12 protein-coding genes are annotated in these 13178 nt (G+C 39.0%); 8 read left to right on the top strand and 4 right to left on the bottom strand.

What is annotated here, in order from left to right; all coding sequences use genetic code 11:
* Positions 1 to 4: 4 nt before the first annotated feature.
* Entirely contained in the window at positions 5 to 1159 is a 1155-nt protein-coding gene (locus tag BUC12_RS08030; RefSeq protein ID WP_062182071.1) for a PepSY-associated TM helix domain-containing protein, read from the bottom strand.
* A 51-nt stretch (positions 1160 to 1210) separates the two neighbouring features.
* Positions 1211 to 3568 (bottom strand): TonB-dependent siderophore receptor, encoded by a 2358-nt coding sequence (locus BUC12_RS08025; protein ID WP_062182068.1) that lies wholly within the window; start codon positions 3566 to 3568, stop codon positions 1211 to 1213.
* A gap of 256 nt (positions 3569 to 3824) precedes the next feature.
* Here BUC12_RS08025 and BUC12_RS08020 point away from each other — a divergent pair, with 256 nt between their 5' ends.
* The 7 genes from BUC12_RS08020 to BUC12_RS07990 all read left to right on the top strand — a co-directional run bounded on the left by BUC12_RS08020 (position 3825) and on the right by BUC12_RS07990 (position 9348).
* Positions 3825 to 4553 (top strand): YebC/PmpR family DNA-binding transcriptional regulator, encoded by a 729-nt coding sequence (locus tag BUC12_RS08020; protein WP_062182065.1) that lies wholly within the window; start codon positions 3825 to 3827, stop codon positions 4551 to 4553.
* A gap of 35 nt (positions 4554 to 4588) precedes the next feature.
* Positions 4589 to 4888 carry a monooxygenase gene (locus tag BUC12_RS08015; RefSeq protein WP_062182062.1) on the top strand — a complete coding sequence of 100 codons (300 nt, stop codon included), beginning with the start codon at positions 4589 to 4591 and terminating at the stop codon, positions 4886 to 4888.
* Between the two features lie 188 nt (positions 4889 to 5076).
* Positions 5077 to 5463, top strand: a complete 387-nt coding sequence (locus tag BUC12_RS08010; protein WP_062182058.1) for a hypothetical protein — start codon at positions 5077 to 5079, stop codon at positions 5461 to 5463.
* Positions 5463 to 6380, top strand: a complete 918-nt coding sequence (locus BUC12_RS08005; protein WP_236689402.1) for an FAD:protein FMN transferase — start codon at positions 5463 to 5465, stop codon at positions 6378 to 6380. Before BUC12_RS08010 ends, BUC12_RS08005 begins: the two co-directional genes overlap by 1 nt.
* Positions 6381 to 6385: 5 nt before the next feature.
* Entirely contained in the window at positions 6386 to 7669 is a 1284-nt protein-coding gene (rsxC, locus tag BUC12_RS08000) for an electron transport complex subunit RsxC (protein WP_062182052.1), read from the top strand.
* 13 nt (positions 7670 to 7682) lie between these two features.
* Positions 7683 to 8801 (top strand): RnfABCDGE type electron transport complex subunit D, encoded by a 1119-nt coding sequence (locus BUC12_RS07995; RefSeq protein WP_062182049.1) that lies wholly within the window; start codon positions 7683 to 7685, stop codon positions 8799 to 8801.
* A 7-nt stretch (positions 8802 to 8808) separates the two neighbouring features.
* Positions 8809 to 9348 carry a cysteine hydrolase family protein gene (locus BUC12_RS07990; RefSeq protein ID WP_062182046.1) on the top strand — a complete coding sequence of 180 codons (540 nt, stop codon included), beginning with the start codon at positions 8809 to 8811 and terminating at the stop codon, positions 9346 to 9348.
* Here the strand turns inward: BUC12_RS07990 and BUC12_RS07985 are convergent.
* The gene (locus BUC12_RS07985) at positions 9343 to 10656 is read right to left on the bottom strand and encodes a T9SS type B sorting domain-containing protein (protein ID WP_062182042.1); all 1314 of its coding nucleotides are present in this window, start codon (positions 10654 to 10656) and stop codon (positions 9343 to 9345) included. The two genes, BUC12_RS07990 and BUC12_RS07985, sit on opposite strands and share 6 nt — an antisense overlap.
* Positions 10657 to 10730: 74 nt before the next feature.
* The gene (spt, locus tag BUC12_RS07980; RefSeq protein ID WP_062182037.1) at positions 10731 to 11942 is read right to left on the bottom strand and encodes a serine palmitoyltransferase; all 1212 of its coding nucleotides are present in this window, start codon (positions 11940 to 11942) and stop codon (positions 10731 to 10733) included.
* 299 nt (positions 11943 to 12241) lie between these two features.
* Between spt and BUC12_RS07975 the strand changes: the two genes are divergently transcribed.
* Positions 12242 to 13177 (top strand): murein hydrolase activator EnvC family protein, encoded by a 936-nt coding sequence (locus BUC12_RS07975; protein ID WP_062182034.1) that lies wholly within the window; start codon positions 12242 to 12244, stop codon positions 13175 to 13177.
* Position 13178: the final 1 nt, after the last annotated feature.

Below are 13178 nucleotides of genomic sequence, written 5' to 3'. Positions count from 1 at the left end.
AATGTTATTTCTTTTTCTTCCGTTTTTTCAACCAAAGAATAAAGCCTGTTACAGGCAAGCTGGCAATAATCAGGCTGGTGAAAAATACAATAATCTTTCCCGGTAATCCGGCTATGGCACCGACGTGTATATCATAGGTCATACGATAGAACTTGTCACCTGCTGCCGAATCTTCATACTTCATTCCGTATAAACCTCCGCCACCCTCAAGTTCTACTAACGAAGTCTGGTCGAAAAACCTGAAATGCCTTTTATAATAAGTATCGTCATTCGCCGGGTTATATCCGATTCGGAAAGCATCTGCTTTCTTAGTAGGGAAATCGAACATAAATGTACCTTCTTTTCCGATAGGATATTCTTTAGCCATTTGCTGCCATAGCCTATCGCTTTGATTTGTGTCGGTCGAAACTAGCGTTGTATCAGATTGAACAACTTTCCACTCCTTAAATTCATTTCCTGCCGAAACAACCGCATAGTACGATTCCGAAAACCAGTTGAAGCTCCATGTCAGTCCGGTGATGGCAATAGCTAGGGCAATAAAAGCTGCATAGAAACCAAGTACATTGTGCAGATCATAAACGAAGCGGAACGAATCTTTGTTACGTTTTATTGTCAATCTCGGTTTCAGCGATTTTTTACTCCATCTTTTAGGTATCCAAAGGATAAGTCCTGTAATAGTTACTATCACGAATACCAGAACCGACCAACCTACGATTTGATGTCCAATAGGATAGGGTAGCCATAAGCTACGGTGCCCGGCGAGAATAACCCGGAAGAAATCGTCTTTTAAAGCTTGTTGCGCAATATAGTCTCCGGTGTAAGGGTTAAGCAGCATGATTGTATAACCTTTATCATAGTGGTTATAGGCCAGAATTATTGCTTTATCCTGCTTGCCGTACGTCACTCCGTAAATAACATTACTGCTATCAGCCGGAGTTACATATATGTACTTTTCGGCTTTTTCTTTCAACTCTGCGGGTGAGAGGAAAGGCTTATCCTGTACTTCCACATACTGGTACGGTTGCAGTAGATTCCTTATTTCGGTCTGAAAAGTATAGATACATCCTGTTATTGCAACAATAAAGATGATAATTCCGGATATGAGTCCCAGCCATAGATGAAGATAATAGCTTATCTTCCGGAATGAGGGTTTTGCCATTTGTAAATTATTTAAAATATAATCCTATAAAAATAGGGCTTGCAAATATAATCAGAAATTGTAAGTTACATTAAATTTGTAATTAACAGGAGATTCTGTTTGCCAGTAATAGGCAGGTGTTTGACCTATTGTATAAGGTGTTCCCGAATACAAATATTTATCGAATACGTTATTTACCAACAGGTTTATAGATAATGCTCCGTTAGTCCAGCCGGCACCGGCATCTACACGGAAGTAATTAGGCAGTTCCATCATGGCACTTCCGTTATCGGCCCACCACGAAGAACGGTCGATCATAGAAGTACATCCTGCCTGAATATTGAATCCGTTGAGTGCACCCGATTGGAATTTGTATCTCAGGTTGGCATTGATCGTATGTTTAGAGACGCCCGGTAACCGTGTTCCTTTTTCGTACTGAGAAGAACTTTTCGTTACAACAGATTCGTTGAAAGCATAGTTTGCAACAAGAGTCAAACCCTTAACAATCTCACCTTGCATATCGAATTCTACTCCTTGGTCACGGGTTTGCCCTACTTCCACTACATATGGTTCGCCGGCAGCATTGTCGGGGTCGGAAGCCAGCAGGTTATTTTGGATAATACGGTATAACGATAGTGTGGTATTAAACCTTCCAGCAAACCATAGTTTTTTTGCTCCTAATTCCATATTATTTCCGGTGACGGGTTTGATTCCTTTACCATCGCGGCGGACACCGTTTTGAGGAACAAATGTTTTATCATATAAAGCATATACCGAAGTATTCGGGTCGAACGAGTAGCTCAATCCTACACGGGGAGTAAACTGACGTTTCTCTACAATAGTCCCGTAAGAGTTACTTTTGACATAGGTATATCTTCCGGCAAGGGTCAGTCGTAGCATTTCATTAAAAAATCCCAATTCATCTTGCAGATAGATAGAGGTATAGGTTTGAGTTGTCTGTGGACCTCCCGAACGCTCTTTGATACTTTTGCTTCTGTCGAATACTGGATAACCGAGAGCTGGTTTTCCGTTATTTGGATTATAGATATTAAATGAGCCGATAGTGTCGAGAAGAGCCGATTGTGACCAGTCTGCCCAATATTCCTTATTTCCCATATCGAGTCCGGCAAGAACACGGTGCTTCACATTACCGGTATTGAATTTACCATTAACAAATACCTGTCCGAACTTCATTTCGTTCACGGCATCCCACACCGAAGCCCTGCGGTTGATGTAGCCTGCTTCATTGATAGAATCGAGCCACATAGAGCTTCCTACCTGATTGTAATTGAAATAAGCGGCTTGTGCAGTCAGTTTCCAGTCGGAAGTGAAATTGTGCTGCAAATTAAGGATAGCCGTGTGGTCATTTATCTTAGTTGGTTCCATCCCTGAGGCTAACATGGTGAAGTTACGGGGCAATGATTTGTAACCCTTGGTAGAAAAACTGTAATACGAGCCTACATTAGACATTTCTACATGTTGTAATGTATATTGTGCTGTAATTCTTGTGTTATCATCTACGATATAAGTAACTACCGGAGCAATACTGTATCGGTTGTTGAATTCATTCTTACGGAATGAATTTTTCAATTGCCCCATCAGGTTAAGGCGGTAAAGCAGTTTACCGGAATTATTCAGTTTCCCGTCGAGGTCGACACTGGCTCTATATAAGTCATAACTGCCAAAAGTTAGTGACGCTTGCCCCTTGGTTTGCCCCGAAGGTTTTTTAGTCACCACATTATATATACCTGTAGGATCTCCGTTTGACATCATAAATCCTGCCGGTCCTTTTACAAACTCAACAGACTCAACAAAACTCATATCCTCGGTCAGAGGACCCCATGTCGAGGTAATATTCATTCCTTCACGAAACGCAGCGGCACGTCCGCCTCGCATATTTACACGTGTATAAAGATCGCCCCAGTGTTCCTGACGGGATACTCCGCTGACGTTACGGATAATACCGTCGCTCATACTTAATATCTGTTGGTCGGCGATAATCGCACTGCTGATAACTTGTATGTTTTGCGGAACTTCTACCAATGGTTCATTTAAACGGATGCTGTTTGCCGGATACTTTGTTATATAGTTGTTGGCTGAAGCTGATACAACAACTTCATTCAGAGATTGATTTGATTGTTCTAGAGTGATAACTCCCAAATCGGTAGTCTCGTTATCTACATGAATTTGAAAAGTTTTTGTCTGGAAGTTGATGAGGTTTACACTCAGAGTATATTGTCCGGGATGTAGATTCTTCAGGAAGAAGCTACCTTCCGAATTGGTCGTTGTTCCCCGGTCTGTACCTTCGACCCTGATCGTAACATATTCGAGGTTGTCTCCTGCATTATTTTTTACTAATCCTCTGATATTTCCGGCGAAAGAGGCCGTTGAAATAAATATCAGTAGCATTAAAACGAATTTTGATTTCATTGTTTTTTATTAGATTATTGAATATTAAAAAAAACTATGCAAAAGAATTCTAATTTTATAGAACGGTCAATAACATATAATAATGATATTAGAGGCAAAAAATCACTATTATTAATGAGTTCGATTTAATGGAATAGTTTCTAGTCTTTATGTTTTTTTGTACTTTTGTATTCATTAACCAAAAAGCTTGAGAGCCTTTTTGTTATATAAATACTTACATTCACAAAAAATATAATATAAATTATACATAGAGATTATGGGAAGAGCGTTCGAATACCGCAAAGCAACGAAAATGAAACGTTGGGGTAATATGGCCCGTGTGTTTACTAAACTAGGAAAACAGATTACAATTGCCGTAAAAGAAGGTGGCCCTGACCCGGATACGAACCCACGTTTGCGCGTTTTGGAACAACAGGCAAAAAAAGAAAATATGCCTAAGGAGAATGTCGAACGTGCCATCAAAAAGGCTATCTCTAAAGACGAGTCAGACTATAAGGAAGTTGTATATGAAGGTTACGGCCCATTCGGTATCGCTATTGTAGTGGAAACGGCGACGGACAACCCTACACGTACTGTAGCAAATGTACGGAGCTACTTTAACAAGCATAACGGGTCTTTGGGTACATCGGGCAGCCTCGAATTTTTGTTCGATCATAAATGTGTCTTTAAAATTGCAGCAAAAGAAGGAGTGTCTCTGGATGAATTGGAACTCGAACTGATCGATTATGGCGTAGATGAGATAGATCACGATGAGGAAGAAAACGAAATAGTACTTTATGGAGAATTCAAGTCATATTCGGATATCCAGAAGTATCTGGAAGAAAATGGTTTCGAAATCCATAGTGCAGAGTTTGAACGTATCCCGCACGAACTGAAAGAGGTGACCGAAGAGCAGCGTGTATTACTGAATAAACTTCTTGATAAGTTCGAAGACGACGAAGATGTACAGAATGTATTCCATAATATGGCTCTTGAAGCCGAATAAAACACAGACATTGTTTAACTAAAGAATTAAGGACTATGGTATTACTGCAAATAAACTTCAGCTTTCCTCCGGAAATGATGGGAGAAGCTTTGACCGAAAATGCAAGGCCTTTGGCTGAAAGTATAAATAATGAGCCGGGGTTTATTTCCAAGATATGGATCGAAAACCCTGAAACCGAACTGAGTGGTGGTATTTATCTTTTTAAGGATATGGAGTCTGCCCATAATTATGCGGAAATGCACTCTAAACGGGTGGAAGCTATGGGGGCTGCTAATATCGATTGTAAATACTTTAATGTAAACGAACCCTTGTCTAAAGTAAACAAGGCTTTTTGATTTATACTGAATTATTATAAATAACAATAGGTATATTTAATTACTATTGTATTTATAAAACCGACAAAAAGGTCAGAGAACTTAAAAGGTCTTATTTTATATTAATAAGACCTTTTTTTTATTTCGTATAATCAAGTAAGTCTATTTTATCCGTATTTTTATAGTCTATTTATATAAATAAAAGTGAAATGACAACGCTAAAGAAAGTTATATTATTTCTCTTCGGTATTGTGTTAGTTGTTTTTGGTAATAAGGCGGCAATCAATACTGTTTTCGGGGCTGGTGAGGATAAAGATACAAAGGACGAACCTGCGAAAACAGAATCTGCTGTACAAGAATCTGTAATTACAGAAGAGGTGGAGCCTGTTGAAGTAAAAGAAGTACAGCCTTTAACCGAACAGCCAAAAGCTGCGTCCGAAAAACCGAAAGAAATCAAAACACAGGCTCAACCTAAGGTTCAGGTGAAAGAAAAAGCTGAGGTTACCTCTAAAGCCGAGAAAAAAGAAGAAGTAAAAGAAGCACCCAAAACAACAGTTGAACCGGCTTCATCCGAAGAAGCTACAGCTACAGAGTGATGCTTGCATACAAAGCTCAGATACGAAAACTTTTCCATGCCCATATCAAGGTTAAGATACCTGCGTTCAGTGACGAAAGGTTATTCGACGAGTTTTATGGAGTATTAGAACAGATAGACAAACATTACAACTCCTATAGTGAAGGCTCTTTTTTTGATAAGATAAACCGTCAGGCAGGAGAATTTGTAAATGTCGATGACGAGACCTTACATATATTAGAACAGGTTTTGTATTTTTCTGAATTATTCGATAGAGAATATGATATAACCATCATGCCGTTGATTCGTTTATGGGGATTTTACAAGGATGACCAAAGGCGCATACCCGATTCAGGAGAAATAGCACAAGCAAAACAACTCATAGATTACAAAAGGATAGAAATAAAAGATCATCAGGTGAAAATTGGACAAGGACAGGAGATTGTTACCGGATCATTTATGAAATCGTATGCCGTAGATAAACTCGCTAAAGCGATCAGGCGTGAACAGATAACCGATGCAATAATCAATGCAGGAGGCAGTACTATTCTGGCAATCAATAATAAAGTACATCCCGAATGGACGGTAGATGTAAAAAATGCACAGTCCGACGGTTATTTATTTAAATTGAAGCTGTCAAATGCCTGTTATTCAACTTCAGCACAGAATAAGATATTTGTTGAGATAGACGGACAAAAATACGGTCATATCCTGAGTCCTGTCACAGGTTATCCGTCAACAAATAAGCAGATCGGAATTATAACCGAAACATGTATGATAGGTGATATAATATCTACCGGATTGTTTAATCAATCGGTGGATGGATTTATAAAGAAGATGAAAGAATTGTCGAAACAATTTCCTGTATCGGGGTTTTTGGTCGATAAGGATAACAATATAGCCTTTACCGAAGGATTTGAAAAAAATATAATAGCATAAACATTATGATGCATATTTTTTCGATGAAGCGTGATACAAAGAAGAAGTCTATTGAGAAAATAGACAATGCTCCGCTTTTGTATCTTTCTTTATCGCAACATATAGGAAAGCCTGCCGAGCCTGTTGTCGCAATAGGGGAACAGGTGAAAAAATATCAGATAATTGCTCAAGGAGCCGGTGTTATGTCGGCTAATATACATGCTCCGGTTTCGGGAATAATACAATCTATAGGAAAACATCCTCAGGCTGAAGGCTCGATGACGGATATGATTGTTCTGGCTAACGATTTCAGATACGAAGAATTAGTATTACCATCTGATGATGTAGCGGGTTTAACTCCGGAACAGATTATTGCTCTTATAAAGGATGCCGGAATAGTGGGAGAGGGTGGTGCTCAATTTCCAACCCATATTAAATATACTTTACAAGGACATAAAATAGATACTTTTATTATCAACGGAACAGAGTGCGAACCTTATCTTACAGCCGATTATATTCTGATGAAAGAGTATACTTCGCAACTTTTCGAGGGTATCACTATTGTTAATAAAATATTGAATGCTTCGAGAATAGTTCTTTCTATCGAAGAACAGAACAAAGATTTACTGGATGTGTTCCGTCCGTTTCTGGCAAAAACAGAATACAACCATATTCAGGTAAAGGTATTACCCAACCAATATCCTCAGGGAGGAGAATTGCAACTGATCAAGTCGGTCACAGGTAAAGTATTGCCTCGTGGGGTTTTACCTCGCGACGAAGGTATTATTGTGAGTAATGCCGGTACTGTATATGCTGTTTATAAAGCAGTAGCCGAGCGTAAGCCCTTGACAGAAAGAATTGTGACTATATCGGGCGAAGAATCGAAACGGATCGGAAATCTGGAAGTAGCTATCGGTACTCCTATAAGCCATATATTGCAATCGCAGGGCCTATCGGGTATTCCCGATGAAGATATTGTTGTATTGGGGGGACCAATGATGGGCAAGAATGTGGTTGATACCTCTGCTCCCGTAACAAAAGGCTCTTCGGGGGTTTTATTATTCAGGAAGAAAGAGATTAAGCGGAATAACTGTATATCGTGCGGATACTGTGTGGATGTCTGTCCGATGCACCTTATGCCGATGAAGTTTGAAGAAAATTACCGGAAAGAAAAATATTCACAACTCGAAAAATACAGTTTAAGCCTGTGTATCGAGTGCGCTGCCTGTGAGTATATCTGTCCTAGTGATGTGCCTTTGATAGAAAGCATTAAAAAAGGAAAACAAAAACAGAGAGAAATAAACAATTAAGACTGTGCCTGAAATGCCTACTGAAACAATAAATAAACCACAACCCTTATATACGCCCTTCGTTAGAGCCCGCGATAGTGTATGGGAAATAATGTCTGACGTATTGCTCGCGCTCGTACCCTGTGCAGCCATGTCTTATTTTGCCTATGGCGAAGCACCTTTTCTGGTGATGTTTGTAGCTGTAATCAGTGCAGTACTTGCTGAATTTGTATTTGCTGCTTTCTTCCTCAATAAGAAAGATACATTGAAAGATGGTTCGGCTATAGTAACAGCCATACTTTTGTCTTTTACATTGGCTCCTTTCACACCATGGTATGTTGTAGCTTTCGGGGCGGCAATGGCTGTTATCTTCGGAAAGATATTGTGGGGCGGTTTAGGGCGTAATATACTGAATCCGGCTTTGGTCGGACGTGAGTTTATGACTGTATTCTTTCCGGCAATAATGACTTCCGGAAGTATCTGGTATAATAAAGATTACCTGAACTTTAAAGAGCTGTCCGTCTTCAATATATTCGGTGATAGCGGTTTGATTACATACCTCAATTCACTTTTCTTTAAATCTTCGGGTGCGATTGGTGAGTATTCGGTTATCTTCCTTGTACTTGGAGGTGTGTATTTATTGCTCCGCCGGCGTATATCGTGGCATATTCCATTTGCACTACTTGTTACATTTTTTATTCTATTACAGGTGTTTGCATATAAGGATATCCGCTTTTCTGTAGGGGGGCTTTTACTGGGAACCATATTCATGGCTACAGATATGCCTTCGAGTGCGTCTACTAAAAACGGAAAATTATATTACGGAGCGATGATCGGTTTGGTCGCAATTTTATGCCTGCTGAATGATGTGAGACACGAGTATATGTCGTATTCAATACTTTTGGTAAATGCTTTTGTTGTTCCTATAAACTGGGCATTCAAGCCTGTCACATGGGGGAAGAAAGCTAATATCAAATCTCTTATAAAATGGGTAACGTTAATAACTGCCGGTATTGTAGCCGCAACTTATGCTTTGATTTATTTGCATCATGTAGATTGCGTCAGATATCTTGTCTTTGCTTATATTATCTTTTTAATATGCCGGTTCTGTTTTATGACGATGAAAGATATAGAATATCCAAAAAGTAATTAAAATAACAATGAAAGCTCTTTTAATTGTAGACATGCAAATCGGATGTTTCAAACCTTATACTATCCGGCATAATACGTTGCAGACAATCGAACGAATTAATTTGCTATCAGTAAAGTTCAGAAGTTTAGGTTATCCGGTGATATATATTCAGCATGATGGAACAAAGGAAGATTATCTTTTTCCGGGTACAAACGATTTCAATATATTGCCCGAATTGATTCAGGAATCATCAGATCTGGTTGTTATAAAAGATGCAAATGATGCTTTCTATAATACCGAATTGGAATCGTTACTTAGTAAGGAAGGAATAAATGAACTGTATGTATGCGGATGTGCTACTGATTTTTGCGTAGATTCTACTGTAAAAGCAGCTTTGGTCAGAGACCTCAAAATATATATTGCCTCGGATGCCCATACAACAGCAACACGTCCGCATATAGATGCGGTTACAATAATACAGTATTATAACTGGTTATGGGAAAATATGACCCCAACTAAAGATAAAATCACCGTAGAAACTACCGCTCAGCTTATCTCTTCTCTATAATTGTTCCGATGATTGTTTTGATCTCAAAACGTTTATATCTCCGTCCAATTTATATTTCCTGCCGTCAGATCCTTCAGCAGTAATTATATAGAAGTATACGCCTGTAGATACATAACTGCCTTTGTACTTACCATCCCAGCCTTTTGCAGGGTCGGTCCATTCATAAATTTTGTTCCCCCAACGATTAAAGATACTACACTTAAATTTTACCAGCGATTTGTAATATACCTTGAATTCTTTATCCCCTCCAACAGCGAGGTAATTAGGCGCATCCAAAGCTGATTCTGAAATGCTGAATTGGATACTTGTGGTATCAGGGCATGATGATGACCTGTTAGCCACTTCGAGAATAATAGTGTAGTCTCCCGAATTATTAAAGGTATAAGTAAAACTCTTATCCATGTATCTGGCTACAAGATCGTCCGGATTTTTCGAATTGTATATAAACCACGTGTAATATAAAGCCACGGGTTCATTGGCATAGCCAGTGAATTGTATTTGGGCAGGCGCTGATCCGCCTAAATCTGTAGAATCCTGACTGTTATCAGTTGTAGATATTTGCTCTGCTTCTATAAACCCTTTCACAGCAACAGCTGTATATTCTGCGCTTTCTATTTCTGTTTCGATCCCGAAATGCTTAGCAATCTGATCTCCCGATAAAATAAATTTTGTATCGGCCAGAGGAGCATCCACCGTTTGTTCTGTTCCGATCAGGATCGATTCGAATTTATTTGTTGTTTCTGTAAAATCTTTGGTGCTCGAATCCAATGTCTGATATTGCAGGTCGTACAGCCTGTCTAAGGATAAGGCTCTTCCTGCTGGAGTATAAAATAACAGCTCGTCGGATTTGTCTATCTGTAATCTGACAAAAATACATTTGTCGTCCGATTCTGTGACAGATATAGAGTTTAATACAGGTTTATGAAGATTGTAATCCAATACCCCTACTACAGCACTTGTGCTACCATTAGTTTCGGCTACATAACCTTTACCATCTTGTATGTTGGATATGGTGTAAATGGTCTGATTGCCACTACTGCTTGTGCTGATATCAGAAAGGGAAACCGGTTGTTTATCGGATAGGCTTGTTGTATAAGTATAAAATGTAACAATATCAGAACTCGAAGTTGTGTATAAAATTGTAGAACCTGTTAAGCCATTGAAAATATATATCTTTTCGATTCCGGTACCGGATAAGCCGGAGGTGTACTGAAAAGGATCACCACTCGCACCAGACGCAGAGAAACCGGCTGATACATAGTGGTTGAATAATAATACCGTGAAGCAAAATAGGATATAACGTTTCATGATTTCGCCTAAAAAAATAAATAACCCCTATTTCTTTAAACGAAACAGGGGTTGACTTATTATGTTGATGCAAATTATGCTTTTTCTACATTCTCAGTGAGAACACCCATTTTCCGGAAAAGTTTACCAATCTTATCTAAAGCAATATCTACTTGCTCTTTAGTATGGGTAGCCATTAACGAGAACCTGATCAATGTATCTTTAGGTGCAACTGCAGGAGATACAACCGGATTAACAAAGATACCTTCTTCAAACAGAGTACGTGTTATAATGAATGTTTTCTCATTGTCTCTGATAAATAAAGGAATAATAGGACTGGAAGTGTGACCTATTTCGCAACCTAACGAGCGGAAGCCATCCAATGCGTAATTGGTTATTTTCCAAAGATTAGCTACACGCTCCGGTTCTGATATCAGAATATCGAGGGCGGTACTGGCGGCAGCTGTAGCTCCCGGAGTGATACTTGCACTAAATATATATGGACGCGAATTATGTCTCAGGTAATCAATAATTGCTTCTTCGGCAGCGATAAATCCTCCGATAGATGCCAGCGATTTACTGAATGTTCCCATGATAAGATCCATGTGTTCGGTTAAGCCGAAATAGTCATGTACACCCTTACCGTTGTAGTTTTTACCAAAAACGCCAAGACCATGAGCTTCATCAATCATGATATTGGCATTGTATTTTTTAGATAGTCTGACGATTTCTGGAAGATTGGTAACATCCCCTTCCATACTGAAAACACCGTCTACAACGATCAACTTTACTTTATCCGGCTCACATTTTTGAAGTTGCTTCTCTAGCGACTCCATATCATTGTGCCTGAATTTAAGTTTATTTGAAAGCGAAGCTCTGTTTCCTTCTATAATGGAAGCATGATCCAGTTCGTCCCAAATAATATAATCTTCGCGACCAGTCATACAACCTACAACTCCCTGATTTACGTTGAAGCCTGTAGAGTATACCAAGGCATCCTCTTTTCCAACAAAGGTAGCCAACTTTCTCTCCAATTCGACATGGATATCCAATGTTCCATTGAGAAAACGAGAACCGGCCATACCTGTCCCGTATTTTCTGATAGCAGCAATTGACGCTTCTATAACTTTCGGGTGATTAGTTAATCCGAGGTAGGCGTTGGAGCCAAACATCAGGACTTTCTTTCCGTTTATAATAACTTCAGTATCCTGATCACTTTGGATTTCCCTGAAATATGGATAGATACCGGCAGCGCGTGCATTGCGGGCAGCATCGTATCGATATAATTTCTCACTTAAAAGGCTCATACTTAATTTATAATAAATAAAATATATTGATTATAACTGCCAAAAAGGACATAGTTCCCTAAAAAGCAGGCTGCAAAAATAACTAAAAAATAATAAATGGAAGTTGTTTGTTCGAATTATTTTAGAAAGGAGTGATTTATTGATGGTAAATTATATTTCTTTATAGAATTATAGTGACACCCAAATTCGTTAACTTTATTTCTTTTATTAAATTTGCAGTTCTGATTATATCATTCGGCTGTTTTTACAGCTGTTTGTGTGTAATGATGAAAGAGTATAAGTACGTCTAATGGTATTGGATGACAAAAAAGAGAAAAGATAAAAACCGACATAGTATCTGGAAACGGATGCATTTCAAATACCGCTTGTCTATTCTGAATGAGAATACATTAGAGGAGGTTTGGAAACTTCGTGTTTCGATGTTTAACGGGATCATGTTGTATGCAACATCATTGTTCCTGCTGATGGTCGTATCGTCGGTAATTATTATATCTACCCCTCTGCGAAATTACTTACCGGGATATTTAGACTCCGAAATCAGGGAACAGGCTATTAAAACGGCTATGCGGGCAGATTCGCTCGAGCAGCAGCAATTGTACCAGAATGCGTACCTGCAGAATATAAAAGATATATTTGAAGGGAAAGTTCAGCCCGAATCTCAGAGTAAAGTCGATACGGTGATGATCGCAGAAGACGATAAATCTCTCCAGAGTACCAGTCGTGAGAGGAAATACAGACAGGAATACGAAGAGGCTGAGAAATATAATCTGTCATCTATATCGACTAATGATATGACTCCTACCGAAGGAGTCACTTTCTTCCGTCCGATAAGAGGCGTTATAACAAGTCGGTTTAATCCGTCGCTAAGACAATATGGCTTACAGATAGCCGCTGCCGGTGAGAATATAGTGGCAACTCTCGAAGGATCGGTTGTTTTTGCCGGATATGATCCGGATGCCGGGTATATGTTGCAGATACAGCATAAAAACGGATTTGTCTCGGTTTATAAAGGAGCTTCCATGTTGTTGAAAAAAACAGGGGATAAAGCACGTACCGGAGAGGCAATAGCCATTATCAGCAGCTCGGACAAAGAAAAAGCAGACGATAAAACGGATAAAAATAAAGAGAAGGACAAGAATAAGAAAGAAAAAGAATCCGCCACCAAGCGTATTTTACAGTTTGAATTGTGGTACAAAGGTAGTCCGGTTAATCCCGAGCTATACATATCATTCTAAT

The organism is Indolivaga macrotermitis, from assembly GCF_900128985.1.
Classification (GTDB): Bacteria; Bacteroidota; Bacteroidia; order Bacteroidales; family Dysgonomonadaceae; genus Dysgonomonas_A; species Dysgonomonas_A macrotermitis.
Note: the sequence above shows the minus strand (reverse complement) of the source record. Positions and strands in the feature narration are given on the sequence as shown.

What these genes read in the sequence shown, in the direction of transcription:
- BUC12_RS07975 (WP_062182034.1), top strand. Translation starts at nt 12,242, where the DNA reads ATGACAAAAAAGAGAAAAGATAAAAACCGACATAGTATCTGGAAACGG.
- rsxC (WP_062182052.1), top strand. Translation starts at nt 6,386, where the DNA reads ATGATGCATATTTTTTCGATGAAGCGTGATACAAAGAAGAAGTCTATT.
- BUC12_RS08025 (WP_062182068.1), bottom strand. Translation starts at nt 3,568, where the DNA reads ATGAAATCAAAATTCGTTTTAATGCTACTGATATTTATTTCAACGGCC.
- BUC12_RS08015 (WP_062182062.1), top strand. Translation starts at nt 4,589, where the DNA reads ATGGTATTACTGCAAATAAACTTCAGCTTTCCTCCGGAAATGATGGGA.
- BUC12_RS07995 (WP_062182049.1), top strand. Translation starts at nt 7,683, where the DNA reads ATGCCTACTGAAACAATAAATAAACCACAACCCTTATATACGCCCTTC.
- BUC12_RS07990 (WP_062182046.1), top strand. Translation starts at nt 8,809, where the DNA reads ATGAAAGCTCTTTTAATTGTAGACATGCAAATCGGATGTTTCAAACCT.
- BUC12_RS08030 (WP_062182071.1), bottom strand. Translation starts at nt 1,159, where the DNA reads ATGGCAAAACCCTCATTCCGGAAGATAAGCTATTATCTTCATCTATGG.
- BUC12_RS08010 (WP_062182058.1), top strand. Translation starts at nt 5,077, where the DNA reads ATGACAACGCTAAAGAAAGTTATATTATTTCTCTTCGGTATTGTGTTA.
- BUC12_RS08020 (WP_062182065.1), top strand. Translation starts at nt 3,825, where the DNA reads ATGGGAAGAGCGTTCGAATACCGCAAAGCAACGAAAATGAAACGTTGG.
- spt (WP_062182037.1), bottom strand. Translation starts at nt 11,942, where the DNA reads ATGAGCCTTTTAAGTGAGAAATTATATCGATACGATGCTGCCCGCAAT.
- BUC12_RS08005 (WP_236689402.1), top strand. Translation starts at nt 5,463, where the DNA reads ATGCTTGCATACAAAGCTCAGATACGAAAACTTTTCCATGCCCATATC.
- BUC12_RS07985 (WP_062182042.1), bottom strand. Translation starts at nt 10,656, where the DNA reads ATGAAACGTTATATCCTATTTTGCTTCACGGTATTATTATTCAACCAC.